Raw genomic sequence first — 13750 nt, 5'->3', positions numbered from 1 at the left:
TTCTCCTAAATCGATATTCTCGGATCTACAGCTCTGTAGAGGATATCGATTAAAAAATTTATGATTACTACTACTGAGGCTATATAGGTTATGATGGCCTGAACCAGCGGTATATCCCTTGTGGTAACCCCGTTAATTAAAAGGGTTCCGATCCCCGGCAGGTTAAACACCTGTTCAACCACTATGGCTCCTCCCAATACCCCTGCTGTGAGCATACCGATGATGGTAATTGTTGGGATCAGAGCATTTTGAAGGATGTGGCAGATATAGACCTTATTAGCTGAAAGTCCCTTGCTGTATGCTGTTCTTACATAGTCCTTCTCCTGCTCCTCCAATACGATATTCTTCATATGTCTTGCTACAACTGAAATTCTGGATATAGCAAGGGCAAGGGCAGGAAGAGTTATTATCTTTATGTGGGAGATGGGGTCCTCTGAAAAGGGAATATACTTCAGGGAAAAGAGCCTGAATATAATCCCAAATACAATTAAGAATATTATCCCCAGCCAAAACTCTGGGATTGCAAGCCCCACCTGAGAGAAGACGGAGAGGAAGACCCCCAGCTTGGTATCGTTGTACTTAGCACTTAAGATACCAAGGGGGATTCCTATAGCCACTGCAATGAGGATGGCGTAGATCCCCAGGGTCAGGGTAACCACTATCCTCTCCTTTATAAGTTCCTCTATAGGCCTTGAAAACCTTATAGATTCCCCCAGATCTCCCCTTAAGATGTTTTTTGCCCAGTGAATATATTGTGTGGAAAGTGGTTTATCCAGCATAAGCTCTGTTCTCAGCATCTCTACCTGTTCCTGGGTAGCTTCCATCCCTAACTTTGAAAGGGCAGGATCTCCAGGGATTATCTGGAATACCGAGAAGGAGATCACTGAAACAAGAAACAGTGTGAAGAGCATTATGCCGATTCTTTTAATAAAATAAATCATAACTTCTCCTATTTTACGAAGTAGAGGGTGGAGATATCCTGTACATAGATAGGATATGGAGTATATCCTCTTAGATCCGTATCTGTTGCAACTATTCCTGCTGGTGCCATGATAAATACAACTGGAATATCCTGAGCCAGTATCATCTGAGCTTCCCTATATAGCTCCCTCTTAGCCTCTTCATCTGTAGTCTGGGTAATTTTATTCATAACTGCATCGTACTTTTCAGAGTCATAGTTCATAAAGTTTCTACGGTGAGTGCTGATATAACGATTTAAGATATCGTATGGCTCGATCTTTCCGTCTAGAGCAATAATAGTCCCCTCATACTTTCTTCCAGCATAGATATCCTTTAACCAAGTTCCCCACTCGACCTCAACTAAATTAGCTTTAATCCCCACCTTCTTCAGTTGTTCCGATACAATTACCCCTGTATCAGCATGAAATCTGTAGTTTGTAGGAAGGCTCAGAGTAAATTCAAATCCATCTTCATATCCGGCTTCCTTTAACAGTTCCTTGGCCTTTTCTATATTATGTGTATAAGTTCCCTCTGTTTCTTCATTGTAGTAGTTTTTCATAACCGGACTCATATTAGTTCCGATGGGTTTTCCAAGGCCAGCATCCAGAGTATCGATGATCTCCTGGGAATTCATTGCATAGGCTATTGCCTGTCTCACTCTCAGATCGTCAAAGGGCTTAACCTTGTTGTTCAGAGATAGGATCTGCATAAGGTTTTGCTCAGTTACGATTATATTTTGCGTAACCTCCACAGTAGGAATATGAGTAGATCCCAGACGCGGGTAGAGGCCTATCTCTCCCCTTTGAAGGGAAAGTATGGAACTCTGCTCATCCTTGATGATTGCAAATTCCACCTTGTCTATAGTTGGAACTCCCTCTATCCAGTAGTCTGAAAACTTCTCCATAACAAGTTTTTGTCCTGGAAGATACTCTATAAATTTATATGGCCCCGTTCCAATGGGGGTCTTTTCAATATCCGTTACATCCCTTGGAATAATAGCTGTGGTAAACTTACTGAGAATAGTTCCATCCACTTCCTTCAGCTCCACTGCAACAGTATTTTCATCTATCTTCTTTACAGATTTAATGTTCTTAGCCAGGTCTCTTACAACTGAGTTTCCTGGGAAATCTCCGCTGATTCTAGTTAGGGAAAAGATAATATCCTCCGCCTGAACATCTCTACCATTGTGGAACTTGATTCCCTCCCTTAACTTAAAGGTATAGGTAAGGTTATCCTCTGATATTTCAAAGGATTCTGCCACAGCTGGAACTAACTTCCCCTCACTGGTTGGTTTCAGTAAACCTTCAAAAACATTAAACATAACCTCGTAAGTACCTGCAGCTAGGGCTTTATGGGGATCTAAGAAATCCATGTCCTGGGAAATTCTTACTACAAGCTCTCCCCCCTCTACCTTGGTTTTTAAGGTGTTCTCCTTGGATGATTTCTCTTCCCCGCATCCGCTGAGAATTAACATCAATACTGTCAGTAAACCCATTAAATTTTTCATAATTCCTCCTGAATAATATAGTACTAATTAGTAATTTATTTTTATAAAAAAATCCTTAGACACATCTCCAAAGATTTCTTCTTTAATTCCCACACCAACAATCTTTTACAATATTTTTTTAGGATGGTCTTCAAACTTTAACCTTAAAATAACACTCTGTTTTTTGAAAGGTGTTCTCTGGGACAAATAATAATTTTAAAAGCTGTCCTCAGGCTGTATTCTGAAGTCCTCTTATAATACTACTAACTAGTTTTAAAATCAAGTTTTTTAATAAAAAATATTATTTTTAAAGGGAGCGACCTCTGTTGAAAATAATCTGTATTTTTGTAAAGTAAAGAAAGAGATAACAATGCCTTAATAATAATCCCTTTAAAAGCTGATCTTTTTATATTCTTCCCCAGAGAAAGGGCACAGGTTTGGATGAAGGGATATTCTTGGAGGGTCAATAAATTAAGAAGAGATAGAAGGAAGCTTCCTTGACAAAATGATGGGGGGCTTATAGAATATAAAAACATGTAATTTAATGATGTGGAGGTAAAAGATGAAAAAACTATTAATGCTGCTTATTGTAGTTCTGACTATGACAGGATGTATGAAGGAGGATCCAGAGGTTCTTCTTATTAAAGATCATAAAGACAGCCTTTTAAATGAGATGACCCTGGGAGAGGCCTTTGAAAAGTACTTCGACAAGACTTCCTGGAAGAAGGAGAAGGGAAGGGATAAGGAGATCTATGTGGATCTTACGGGTATCAAGTATGAGAGGGATACTAAGAACGAGGTAGTTATCAGCTACAAGGTATCGGGAGATTCCTTTAAGTTTTCTGGTATGGAAGTAAATGGAGAGGAAAAGAACTACCTTTACTATATGGCTCTCATGAGCGAGGTTTACCTGGCTGCCAACAGCGAAGAAAGTGAAAGATAATTGAAGAAGCAATGTTGATAAGCAACTCCCGGTATTTCCGGGAGTTGTTTTTTATAAAAAGTAGAACCTCCTATGAAGCTTCCCAAAGCTACCCTTTTAGGCTTTTTTCCCCTTTCCATATCTTTAAGATGTTCTTAGAAAATATCAGATTTCGGTACAGGCGTCTTTCTTCTGACCTTGTATTTCCTGTGATTTTAAGCTAAGGGACAGGCGCAAGACACGGATATATCATAGGTCCCTATAGTTTAGGGGGAAGGCAGCAGCTGTGAAAAAAATGTTGACAGATCTAAAAAAAAATTATAAACTCATTACAAATAAAATGACTTGTTGAAGATAGAGGTCGCAACTATCAAAGAGTAATCCCTTGGAGCTTAGCAGGCTGTGAAGATGGATAAAAGGTGAGGTTGCCGAAGGATGATCCAGGCTAAAGGAGGCATTCTGGGGGTATAGATAATATCTATACAACTGTCACACGTGGTGTGGAGTACTATCAGTTGATTATTACTTATGATTATTTGACTGTTTAGTATTCTAAACAGTCTTTTTTATTGCCAAAACTAAATAGATGGATAGAGGTCGCGATGATTATGAGTAACTCCTGGAGCTAGTGGAAGGCTGTGAAGAGAGGGAAAGGATGATTTGCCGAAGAGAGGATCTCCACAAGGTCTTTTTCTGGGGTTATTAGTTAACAGCTATAACACTGTCATCGAATGATGGGGAGCTATCTGGTTTTACTTTGACTACCAGATTTCCATTTTGGTAGTCATTTTATTTAACAAATAATTTTATCTACATAAAGGGGGAACTATGAGAAGTTTAGGTTTAGTATTATCGATGTTTATTAGTTTATCTGTTTTTAGTTTTGCGGGAGATGTGGCTACCAACGCTGAGTACTTTGGTCTCCTGACACTCCTGCCGCCGGCAATAGCGATTATCTTGGCCTTTGTAACTAAAAATGTAATACTTTCGCTCTTTATCGGAGTGTACTCTGGAACATTTTTACTTGGAATGGAAGGAGGCGGATTCTTTGGTGGTCTTGTGGGAGGATTCACAGATATCATTACCAGAATAATTAATTCCATGGCTGATTCCTGGAACGCCGGGATAATCTTACAGGTTCTTGCAATTGGTGGTCTTATTGCTCTTATCTCAAAGATGGGCGGGGCAAGAGCTGTAGCTGAATCCCTGGCTAAAAGGGCAAATTCACCTGTCTCAGCACAGATTATTACCTGGATCCTGGGTCTCTTTATCTTCTTTGATGATTATGCCAACGCACTGATCGTCGGTCCTATAATGAGACCTATCTCAGATAAGATGAGAATATCCAGAGAGAGACTGGCTTTTATCATAGATGCAACAGCAGCACCTATTGCAGGCCTTGCTCTTATCTCCACATGGATTGGTTATGAGATCTCCGTTATCAAGGATGGTTATGCTATCATTGGAATGGAGAATATCAATGCCTATGGGATCTTTGTTGAGACTATTCCATACAGATTCTACAACATCCTTATGCTGGCCTTTGTAGCTATATCTTCCTATATGTCTAGAGATTTTGGGCCTATGCTTAAAGCTGAAAGGAATGCCCGTTTAAATGGGGTAGCATCACCTGTTAATTCAGAGGATCTAGAGGGGGAAGCCACATCTACAATGCCTAAGGAGGGGGTTACTCCTAGGATGAGAAATGCCCTGATCCCTATTGGGATCCTGATCTTATTTTCATTTATCGGTTTCTACTACAACGGCTTATCTTCACTGGATGGAGAGGTACTAGCAAGGGTCAATGAGAGCCCTCTCTCTGCCTTTGCCATAAGGGAAACCTTTGGAGCTTCAGATGCCTCTGTTGTGCTATTCCAGGCAGCAGTATTTGCATCCATAGTGGCTCTCTTTATGGGAGTTTCCCAGAGGATCCTTTCAGTGGGGGAAGCTATAGAGACCTGGATCCACGGTATGAAGCCCCTTATAATAACTTGTGTTATTCTCCTAATGGCTTGGTCTCTGAGCTCGGTAATAAAGGAGTTAGGAACATCTACATATCTGATCTCCATGCTGTCATCTAGAATACCAAAGGCTGTTATGCCATCTATAATATTTATCCTGGCTTCATTTATAGCCTTTGCCACTGGTACATCCTATGGAACTATGGGTATCTTAATGCCTCTGGCAATTCCACTGGCCAATGCTGTGGGGTTGAATGCAGGTGTTGCTCCTGAGGCTCTTCATACCTATACTGTTGCATGTATCGGGGCTGTACTTACTGGAGCGATATTTGGAGACCACTGCTCACCTATTTCAGACACCACTATCATGTCATCTATGGGAGCAGGATGTGATCACCTGTCCCACGTGAGAACTCAGCTGGTGTATGCTTTGTCTGTGGCAGGATTATCTGTAGTATTCGGATATCTGCCAGTAGGGATGGGTCTTCCTGCAACTGTAGTTTTACCCCTGTCTATAATATCTGTTGTTGCTATGGTCAGGTTTATTGGTAAGCCCGTTGAAGGTGAAGAAAGAGTTTCACCACAGGCAGCTGCATAATAATGTTTTTAATAATTATCTACCTATCGGGGTGAGCACAGAGCTCACCCCGATCCTTTTATAAAAAAAGAGGGCTGCTTAAAGCCCTCCTACCTCTAGTAAGTCTTATTAAATAAAAGGTGATAATCCTTAAAATCCTGATCAAGCTTAACAAAAACACTGACCTCAAGGTCTGGGTTGTCCATTTCTGCTCTTATACTTCTCACAAGCTTAAGGACAACCTCTTCAAATACCTGCTTATCTAACTTTGACCAATTCTCATCTCCAAGTACCGACTCAATTTCAAGCTCTAGTAAAGCTTTATTTTGAGAGATAGTCAGATCGTAGTCAATATCTTCAAGCTTTGTATTCCCGTCGGTAATGGAGGGGTATTCAATCTCAAAGTGTGTTTCAAGGATAGCCTCGCTGGCTTCAAAGTTACCCTTACCAAGGGACACTGCAGATAAAAGCAGCATTAAGTATAAAACTCTTTTCATATTTCACCTCCCTATTATTAAACTGAACTTTCCTTCCTTCTAACATGCTTCTCTAGAAGGATGCTATTAAGTATCCTATCCTAAAATATCAACTGCTCCATCCTCAGAAACCACTATAATAATCATCTTATTTTTATCTTTTTGAGTGTCATAGTACTTCAATGCAGAATTAAACCGGGCTCCCCTAGAGGAGTCACCATTCTCTGAAAGAACACCATCCAAGATGACGCCGATGGCACTGCACATCCGCTGGGGGGACATCAGTATAGCCCCGTCAATTCTTGAAAGGTCCAGTATTAAATCGCTTTTCATTTCAAAGGGCTTAAAAACTGTGGAGTGGATGGAGAGACGTCTGGCTTCCTCTAAATATCCTTCAGTTATCACAAGGAGCGCCCCCTGCCCTGATTCAATTACTTTTTCAACCAGGTTCCATAACTTTTCCCTCTCCCAGATCAAAAGGCTGTTAAAGGTAACTTCAAGCTTTTTAATAAAATCTTGTTTTTCCAGCAATAACTTATCAAATACAGGTATCCCGTTCACTATTTTAAGGAGCTTCCTTTCCCCATAATATAACTCCCAGTGCTCGCTTGCCAGGATCTTTACTCTGAAAATTCCCTTTAAAGTCTTCAAAAAAATCTTATTGGCAAATCCGTAGACCTTTTCCAGGTCCGATACCAGGGAAAAATTACCCTTAGTCCCCTCTAGTAGCTTTCTGATCTTTCGTGTTTCTCTGATACTAACATCTCCCTCGATTCTCAATATATTGTTAATAATTAAACTGTCTAAATTTGAAATAACTATCTCCACTATCGCTTCATTGTTCTCATACTTCATCCTGGAGACAGAATTTATCGTTTCAAGGATATCAATATCCCTATCCCTTATCTTTAAGGAATCTATGAAGCTCTTGGTAGCAAGGGTAATTATCTCCCTTGGACCTAAAGTTGAGATAAGGGTACCGCCCTTTCTTGTTATGAAATCGTGGGTTATCTTATAAAATATCTGGTCAAATAGAAAATCCAGGAAATTACAGTTAAAGTCACGGTTTATATGGCGTTTATATGCTTCAAGGTCCACCTGAAGTATGAAAAAGGAGGTTTCCAAGCTCTCCCTATCCTCTACATTAAAGATGAATACTTTATTTTTATTTTGAGAAAAGATCTTATTCAGGGAAAAGATATATGCCTCTGTTTTAGAGGAAATATTATTCAGCGATCTATATCTTCTTGTAAAATCAAAAAAATCAAAGTTCTGGTGAGGGGATTCCACCTCTCTGTAAAACTCCAGAGAAGTATTTGCCTCAGAGACCTTAACAAAATTAAAGGAATAACCTATGTTTAATTTGAGCCGGTCAAATGTATCCTCTAAAAAGAAGGTAGTTTTTTCTAGGTATCTGTGTAAATCTTTCATTGTCGGGGGAGCCTCCATAATTATTAAAGTGTGTAGTAGGGTCAAACTATAGATTACATACTTTTGAGGTTCTATGCAACTTTAATTGAATTTTTTATAAAAAAAGAGGGCTGATTTCAGCCCTCTCCTTACTCCTATCCTCCACCTTACCTCACTAACCGGATTAAAATCTATCCTTTCAAAATCATCTTACTACTTTAATCCATACCTGCCATACTCTTCCCTTGGGACTCTGTATGCTTTCATGGTATATCCCAGTACTCCGAATTTATCCAGGGAACCTCTAAGCTTTAAAAGGTTCTCATTCTTTACCCTGGCACTCCCATAGTACTTCTTACCATGCCATGAGTCATATACCCATCCCCTCCTTAACTTCCTATTGTCTAGCTTTAGATCTCCAACGATTTGAAGTCCTAAGACACCTCTATTCCTTAAGTTTGGATCGGGGTTATTTCTGTCTGTCTGAACTTTTCCTTCATCCCTGTCTCCTTTAGGAAAATTAGGATTTTTCAGCCAGACTACCCGTCCACTATAGATGGCGGTGCTATTCTTTTCTATCTTTAGGATAAAGTTGCCATCCTTTGTTTTCCAATATCCTTCAAAGGGGTCTGTAGGGCTGTCCACTCCATATGCCACTCCACTCACTAGGGCAAGCATTAATACTACCAGTAATCTTTTTAACATTTAAATCATTATCTCCTTTTTAAATTCTAAATACGTTTTCAGTAAAATTAAGATGCCAGCCTGTAAAACTTATCCAGTCCCCTTATCTTAAAGAGGTGTTTTAAAAGGATATCTACATCTCCCTTGGTCAGGGGGAACCCATTTTCTCTCAGGTACTTAAATCCTTCCAGGGTGTCCTCTAATACCTCTTTAGTATAAGCTGTAATAAAGGAGTCATCGGGGACTATGCCGGGGTTCTTTTTTAATTCCTCCAAGGAATCTCCTGCAAGGATCAACTTTGAAACAGCATAGTTTACCTTATTATCCAGAAGATCCTCCTCTATATCGCACAGATCATCCAGAGCCTGAAGCCCCATTCCTATCTTAAACAGCCCCTTTGAGAAGCCCCCTAAAACTTCTGAGTTCTCCATCATCTTAGGAGCTATCATGGAGATTTCAAGGAGCTCTCCCCCTATCCCCCTGTGGATAGTATCTCTTATATACTCTGGAGTGGGGTAGAGGATATACTGATTCTCATCCCTTTTAGACTCTGCCAGGGCTATCCTGTGAATCCTGTTTATTATCTCCCTTGAGATGCTATTACCCCCACAGAGCTTAACTGAATAATCTTCCAATAGGTTTTGCGATGCCATTGTAAGAAGAACATTTTTAACAACGTTATTTTTTATTTTAGGAATAAATATTATCCCCTTATTCTCTTTATCTATTATATTGTCTGTTGATGTAATGATCTGCCTTATACAGCTTATTACTTTGGAGTAGATTACAATATTCTCCCTCCCACATCCCTTTATAAGGAGTGACGTCATTAAGAGGCTGAAAAAGTTATTTTTAAAGCTCTTTAAGAAGTTTTCCCTCCTCCATTTGAAATCTATGTCGTTATAAAATTCAAATCCCTGAAAATCCTCCTCTAAGGAGCTATTTGTTTTATTGTAGACGTGATAAGCCTCCTTGAATAATTTTATATTAATATTAGATAATATCATCTTTACTTTCCTCCTAGATTACTACTCTCACCTGTCCCTATATTTTATATTAAAAAAGTTAAGATTAAGTAAAATTTCAAAATAAATATATTATATTAAGGTTTAATTATAACACTTTTAAAATGTGCACCACAATTATTTATAATAGCCCCCTCTTATTTGTTCTTTATTTCCTGAAGAGTCAGATAAAAAACCTTCGGTCATTGGACTAGAGGTTCTAAGGTTTACCTTATCATTTTAAAGGTCTTTTAAGTGTAATCGGAAATAAAGAAAGAGACCATCAACGATCTCTCTCCTTTAAATAAACTCTATATTACTTTCCAACTTGCAGGAAGCATAGCATATATCTAATTTCATTTAGTTCAGCAACTTCCGCTAGCGTTCTTTCCTCTTTTGGAATGGTTCAAGGGTCTCTTTTTTGGCTTCCATCTGAGGGATATTCTCTCTGGCTTCCTTTACACTTTGATACTTCTTATTAATTTAAGGAGCAACCTGAAAAAAATGCTTAACTCAAATAAAAATAAATATAATAAGTCAGATGAGTAGTTAACTTTTTTAACCATTTCATGAAACTGTTTACCATGCTATGATGTTATGTTTTCATTTGAGGAAGAAAAATGTCATTAGAGAATTTATGGAAGGTGGAAAAGATGTCTGAAATTTATGAGGCTTTAACGAGGATAGGAATGGTATTCTTAGCGCTTATATTTTTTATGTCCACCGAAGATCTAACAAGAAAGCATAGTGTAGGGTTGGGGAAGGTAGTAGGATTCCTGTTGACTCCGTTAGTCCAGCTTTTATCAATAGGATACCTTATCTATAAAAGGAAGAGAGAGAAGGAAAGACAGATGTCTGAAGAGTGTTAGAATTTTTTATAGGTATTGTAAGATACGCTTTTGGATGGGATGAAAATTAAGATATCAACAATTTTTACTTGATTATGAGTAAAGTTGAAAAATAGATTATACACAAGGGAGAGATACAGATGAAAAAATTACAGATTCTTTTAGCTGCACTTACTATATGCACAGCAGCTAATGCAGCACAGCTTGAACTTAAAGGAGGATTTGAGCCTTTCAGAGAGGGAAAAAATGGTTATGCTGACTTTGATAGGGGAGCAAGTATAGGGGCAGAGGCTTTATTTAACTGTGAAGATAAGCCCTTTGATTATGGATTTGGTATAGAGAGGAAATCGCACTTCAAGGGAGACAGCAGATCTTCCAATGATTTAAGTGGTGCTAATGCCTACCCAATATACCTGACAGGTAAGTCCTTTGTATCCGATGACCTTTTCTATGTTGTAGGTAGATTGGGGTGGGCTATGTATGAGAACTCAGGAGCTGAAGATGGACTATATGCGGGACTTGGGATAGGTAAGCAATACGGAAACATTACTCTAGAGGGAATGTATGAGCACTTTGATGTTAATACCTCTTCAAAGTTTTACTCAGCGGACCAGGCAGGAGTATTCTCCCTTAAAGTAGGTTACAGATTTGGAGAGAATAGGAGAGATGTTATAGCAAGAGAGAAGGAAGAAACTGCTAGACTTGAGCAGGAGAGATACCAGGCAGAGGAGGCTAGATTAGCTGCTGAGAAGGAGGCAAAGGAAAAAGAGGAGGCAGCCAGGCTTTTAGCAGAGGAAGAGGCTTTAAGAGCTGAGGAGACTGCAAGAGCAGCAGCGAGAGAGGAGATGCTAGAAAAGTATTCTTCAATAACTCTAAGTGCAAGCTATGGAGTGAATGAGCTGACAACTTCAGAGCTTGACAGTGGGTTAATGGATAAAATAAATACAGACCTAGCAGATGAGGCAGGAGTTATAGAGGTTAAAGCTTATACAGATAGCAAGGGGTCTGAGAGCTACAATAAGAAGCTTTCTCAGGATAGAGCTGACAAGGTGGCTGATGCTATAAGAGAAAAGTTAACCAATGAGAATATAGAGGTTAAGGCTGAGGGCCTTGGAGAAACTAACTTCTTAAATGATAACTCAACTGCTGAGCTTAGAAGAGCTAACAGAAGAGTAGAGATAAAGTTTATAGCGGAATAATTCTATAACTTATAGGAACAGGAGCACTAGTGCTCCTGTTTTTTTTGTTAAGGAAGTATAAAGATATAAATTATTGCCACCATGAAATTCATTGTATAAGGTTAGAGGGGGATAGGCTTCACGTTCTTTTTTATAGAATTTATATTTAATTTAGAGGATAAAAAAATCCCAGCTACTTAAGGTGATCGTAGTCAATATTTGATAGATGGATCCAGTTTTATGTATGACACCAAAGTGTTGACTGTCTAGGGGAAGATAAAAATTAACTTTAAAAATATATTGACGTTTATTATGGATTTATGTTAATTTATTAATCGTAATGTATAAAATTTAAACTGAAAGGAGATACCATGTTTTTTAGAGTATGACTTTGATCTGTGAACCTTACTTCTGGAAGAAGTAAATACCCATTAGAATTATAGATTAGAAGAATTACCGATAAATAAGTGTTTTTATCCCTTCTAAGTAGAAATTCCATTTTAATTTCATTTTCAATTCTAAATTCTAATTTTTTTAAATTCTTTAATTAACCAACTTAAAATAGGATGCTAATGGCATCGTGATATCCATAGTCCATATGGCTTTTTGTCGTACAGTGATTAAAATTTTCTTTGAAATTTTAAGATCTGCAGGGCTATTTTTGTTGTGCAAAAATTAAGAAGGATACTTTATGCAGGAATAAATCCAGGTTTAGCAACAGCAAAAATTTTGTTATTAAAAAATCTAAGATTATTTGAACTTGTGCTGCTAAGTGGACAAAAAAGATAAAAAATAACTGACTATACGGGGGAAGAAAGATGAATGATTTACCAGAGAAATTTGAAGAATTCGAAGATGCCAGAAGAAATGGCTTCTTAACTGTAAAAAATCTAAAGGATGACGGAAAAAATATAGTGGGAATGTTTTGTGCATATACTCCAAAGGAGGTTATCTATGCGGCGGGAGCCTATCCTGTATCCCTTTGTGCTACAAGCGAGGAGACTATACCAGATGCAGAGAAGCACCTGCCAAAAAATCTGTGTCCTTTAATCAAGGCCAGCTATGGTTATGCCCTTACAGATAAGTGTCCATATATGTATTTTTCCGATATGGTGGTGGGAGAGACCACTTGTGATGGTAAGAAGAAGATGTATGAGTTACTGGGGGAGATAAAGGATACCCATGTAATGCAGCTCCCTCAAACTCAAGATAAGGATCATGCTATGAAGGTATGGAGGAGTGAGGTGGAGTTTTTCATTGAAAAGCTAGAAAAGAAGTTTGGTGTAAAGGTTACCGAGGACAATTTAAAGGAAGCAATAAAGTTAACCAACGAGGAAAGGATTCTTCTAAAGGAGTTTTATGGTCTTGGAAAGCTAACCCCGCCCCCTGTAACCGGCTATGAGATGTTTCAGGTATTAAATGGTGCCAACTATACCTTTGATAAGGCACAGCAGAATGCAAGGTTAAGAACTATAATCGATGATCTGAAGAGAAAGCACGAAGATGGAGAGTCACAAGTATCTGTAGATGCTCCAAGAATTATTATTACAGGATGTCCCATAGGAGGAGTTGCCGACAAGATCATAAAGACCATAGAGGATGCCGGAGCTGTAGTTGTGGCCAATGAAAACTGCAGTGGTGCAAAGAATCTAGAGGAACTTATCGATGAATCAACAGACCCTGTAGATGCTATTGCCAAAAAGTATCTCAACATTCCCTGCTCTGTAATGACTCCAAATAATGGTAGGGGAGAGCTGCTGAAAAAGATGGTAGAGGAGTATAGGGCTGACGGAGTGATAGATGTAATTCTTCAGGCATGTCATACATACAATGTAGAGACCCATCAGATGAAGAATGTGGTGACCAAGGAGGGAAAGAAGAGCTATATGAGTATTGAAACTGGATACTCTCCATCCGACCTTGGACAGATAAAGACGAGAATAGAGGCATTTTTAGAGTTACTATAATCTATATGTAACTGGAAATAGAGGAGAAAAAGAATTATGAAAGAAAAAATAGAGTTTATCAATGCATGTCCATGATGCACTAAATTTGAAGTCTTCGTGGAAGATTATGCTAGAAAAAAGGGATTAACAGCAAAGATCTATAAAGCAGGAAAGGATTTTGGCTACTTAAAAAAATATGGAGCAGTGATGAAATCCACTCTTATTATTAACGAAACAAAAAAATACCAGACCCTTTCCGAAGAGATAATAAAAAAAGCAATCGATGAGGCGGTTTAAG

The 13750-nt window shown here is 38.6% G+C and carries 11 protein-coding genes, 1 pseudogene and 2 riboswitches; of the genes and pseudogenes, 6 read left to right on the top strand and 6 right to left on the bottom strand.

Annotation, left to right across the window (positions count from 1 at the left end; translation table 11 throughout):
* Nucleotides 1-5: 5 nt before the first annotated feature.
* Entirely contained in the window at nt 6-941 is a 936-nt protein-coding gene (locus tag QMG11_RS02940) for an ABC transporter permease (RefSeq protein ID WP_281833322.1), read from the bottom strand.
* Between the two features lie 8 nt (nt 942-949).
* A complete protein-coding gene (locus tag QMG11_RS02935) occupies nt 950-2467 on the bottom strand; it encodes an ABC transporter substrate-binding protein (RefSeq protein WP_281833321.1) in 1518 nt (505 codons plus the stop codon).
* Between the two features lie 541 nt (nt 2468-3008).
* On the opposite strand from QMG11_RS02935, the gene QMG11_RS02930 reads away from it, so the two are divergent.
* Together QMG11_RS02930 and QMG11_RS02925 are read left to right on the top strand one after the other, a co-directional pair.
* Nucleotides 3009-3389 carry a putative periplasmic lipoprotein gene (locus QMG11_RS02930; protein ID WP_281833320.1) on the top strand — a complete coding sequence of 127 codons (381 nt, stop codon included), beginning with the start codon at nt 3009-3011 and terminating at the stop codon, nt 3387-3389.
* A 326-nt stretch (nt 3390-3715) separates the two neighbouring features.
* Nucleotides 3716-3887: riboswitch (Lysine riboswitch) on the top strand.
* A gap of 64 nt (nt 3888-3951) precedes the next feature.
* Nucleotides 3952-4121: riboswitch (Lysine riboswitch) on the top strand.
* 75 nt (nt 4122-4196) lie between these two features.
* The gene (locus tag QMG11_RS02925; protein ID WP_281833319.1) at nt 4197-5927 is read left to right on the top strand and encodes a Na+/H+ antiporter NhaC family protein; all 1731 of its coding nucleotides are present in this window, start codon (nt 4197-4199) and stop codon (nt 5925-5927) included.
* Between the two features lie 95 nt (nt 5928-6022).
* Here the strand turns inward: QMG11_RS02925 and QMG11_RS02920 are convergent, their stop codons facing one another.
* From QMG11_RS02920 to QMG11_RS02905, 4 genes are all read right to left on the bottom strand, one after another.
* The gene (locus QMG11_RS02920) at nt 6023-6403 is read right to left on the bottom strand and encodes a hypothetical protein (protein ID WP_281833317.1); all 381 of its coding nucleotides are present in this window, start codon (nt 6401-6403) and stop codon (nt 6023-6025) included.
* Between the two features lie 75 nt (nt 6404-6478).
* A complete protein-coding gene (locus tag QMG11_RS02915) occupies nt 6479-7813 on the bottom strand; it encodes a diadenylate cyclase (protein WP_281833316.1) in 1335 nt (444 codons plus the stop codon).
* 192 nt (nt 7814-8005) lie between these two features.
* Nucleotides 8006-8497, bottom strand: a complete 492-nt coding sequence (locus tag QMG11_RS02910; RefSeq protein WP_281833314.1) for a DUF2147 domain-containing protein — start codon at nt 8495-8497, stop codon at nt 8006-8008.
* 47 nt (nt 8498-8544) lie between these two features.
* Nucleotides 8545-9483 (bottom strand): hypothetical protein, encoded by a 939-nt coding sequence (locus tag QMG11_RS02905; RefSeq protein ID WP_281833312.1) that lies wholly within the window; start codon nt 9481-9483, stop codon nt 8545-8547.
* Nucleotides 9484-10133: 650 nt separating this feature from the next.
* Between QMG11_RS02905 and QMG11_RS02900 the strand changes: the two genes are divergently transcribed.
* The 4 genes and pseudogenes from QMG11_RS02900 to saoT form a co-directional block, all read left to right on the top strand.
* The gene (locus QMG11_RS02900; RefSeq protein ID WP_281833311.1) at nt 10134-10349 is read left to right on the top strand and encodes a hypothetical protein; all 216 of its coding nucleotides are present in this window, start codon (nt 10134-10136) and stop codon (nt 10347-10349) included.
* Between the two features lie 119 nt (nt 10350-10468).
* On the top strand, nt 10469-11527 hold the full coding sequence (locus QMG11_RS02895) for an OmpA family protein (RefSeq protein ID WP_281833310.1): 1059 nt from the start codon (nt 10469-10471) through the stop codon (nt 11525-11527).
* A 797-nt stretch (nt 11528-12324) separates the two neighbouring features.
* Complete coding sequence (locus QMG11_RS02890; RefSeq protein WP_281833309.1) at nt 12325-13473, top strand: double-cubane-cluster-containing anaerobic reductase; 1149 nt, start codon at nt 12325-12327, stop codon at nt 13471-13473.
* An 87-nt stretch (nt 13474-13560) separates the two neighbouring features.
* A pseudogene (saoT, locus tag QMG11_RS02885) lies at nt 13561-13749 on the top strand (thioredoxin-like (seleno)protein SaoT); the annotation flags it as partial.
* Nucleotide 13750: the final 1 nt, after the last annotated feature.

Origin of the sequence: Propionigenium maris DSM 9537, assembly GCF_027925155.1 — a bacterium.
GTDB lineage: Bacteria > Fusobacteriota > Fusobacteriia > Fusobacteriales > Fusobacteriaceae > Propionigenium > Propionigenium maris.
Note: the sequence above shows the minus strand (reverse complement) of the source record. Positions and strands in the feature narration are given on the sequence as shown.

Bases quoted from the DNA above. Each gene is read 5' to 3' on its own strand.
- QMG11_RS02940 (WP_281833322.1), bottom strand. From the start codon at position 941: ATGATTTATTTTATTAAAAGAATCGGCATAATGCTCTTCACACTGTTT.
- QMG11_RS02935 (WP_281833321.1), bottom strand. From the start codon at position 2,467: ATGAAAAATTTAATGGGTTTACTGACAGTATTGATGTTAATTCTCAGC.
- QMG11_RS02930 (WP_281833320.1), top strand. From the start codon at position 3,009: ATGAAAAAACTATTAATGCTGCTTATTGTAGTTCTGACTATGACAGGA.
- QMG11_RS02925 (WP_281833319.1), top strand. From the start codon at position 4,197: ATGAGAAGTTTAGGTTTAGTATTATCGATGTTTATTAGTTTATCTGTT.
- QMG11_RS02920 (WP_281833317.1), bottom strand. From the start codon at position 6,403: ATGAAAAGAGTTTTATACTTAATGCTGCTTTTATCTGCAGTGTCCCTT.
- QMG11_RS02915 (WP_281833316.1), bottom strand. From the start codon at position 7,813: ATGAAAGATTTACACAGATACCTAGAAAAAACTACCTTCTTTTTAGAG.
- QMG11_RS02910 (WP_281833314.1), bottom strand. From the start codon at position 8,497: ATGTTAAAAAGATTACTGGTAGTATTAATGCTTGCCCTAGTGAGTGGA.
- QMG11_RS02905 (WP_281833312.1), bottom strand. From the start codon at position 9,483: ATGATATTATCTAATATTAATATAAAATTATTCAAGGAGGCTTATCAC.
- QMG11_RS02900 (WP_281833311.1), top strand. From the start codon at position 10,134: ATGTCTGAAATTTATGAGGCTTTAACGAGGATAGGAATGGTATTCTTA.
- QMG11_RS02895 (WP_281833310.1), top strand. From the start codon at position 10,469: ATGAAAAAATTACAGATTCTTTTAGCTGCACTTACTATATGCACAGCA.
- QMG11_RS02890 (WP_281833309.1), top strand. From the start codon at position 12,325: ATGAATGATTTACCAGAGAAATTTGAAGAATTCGAAGATGCCAGAAGA.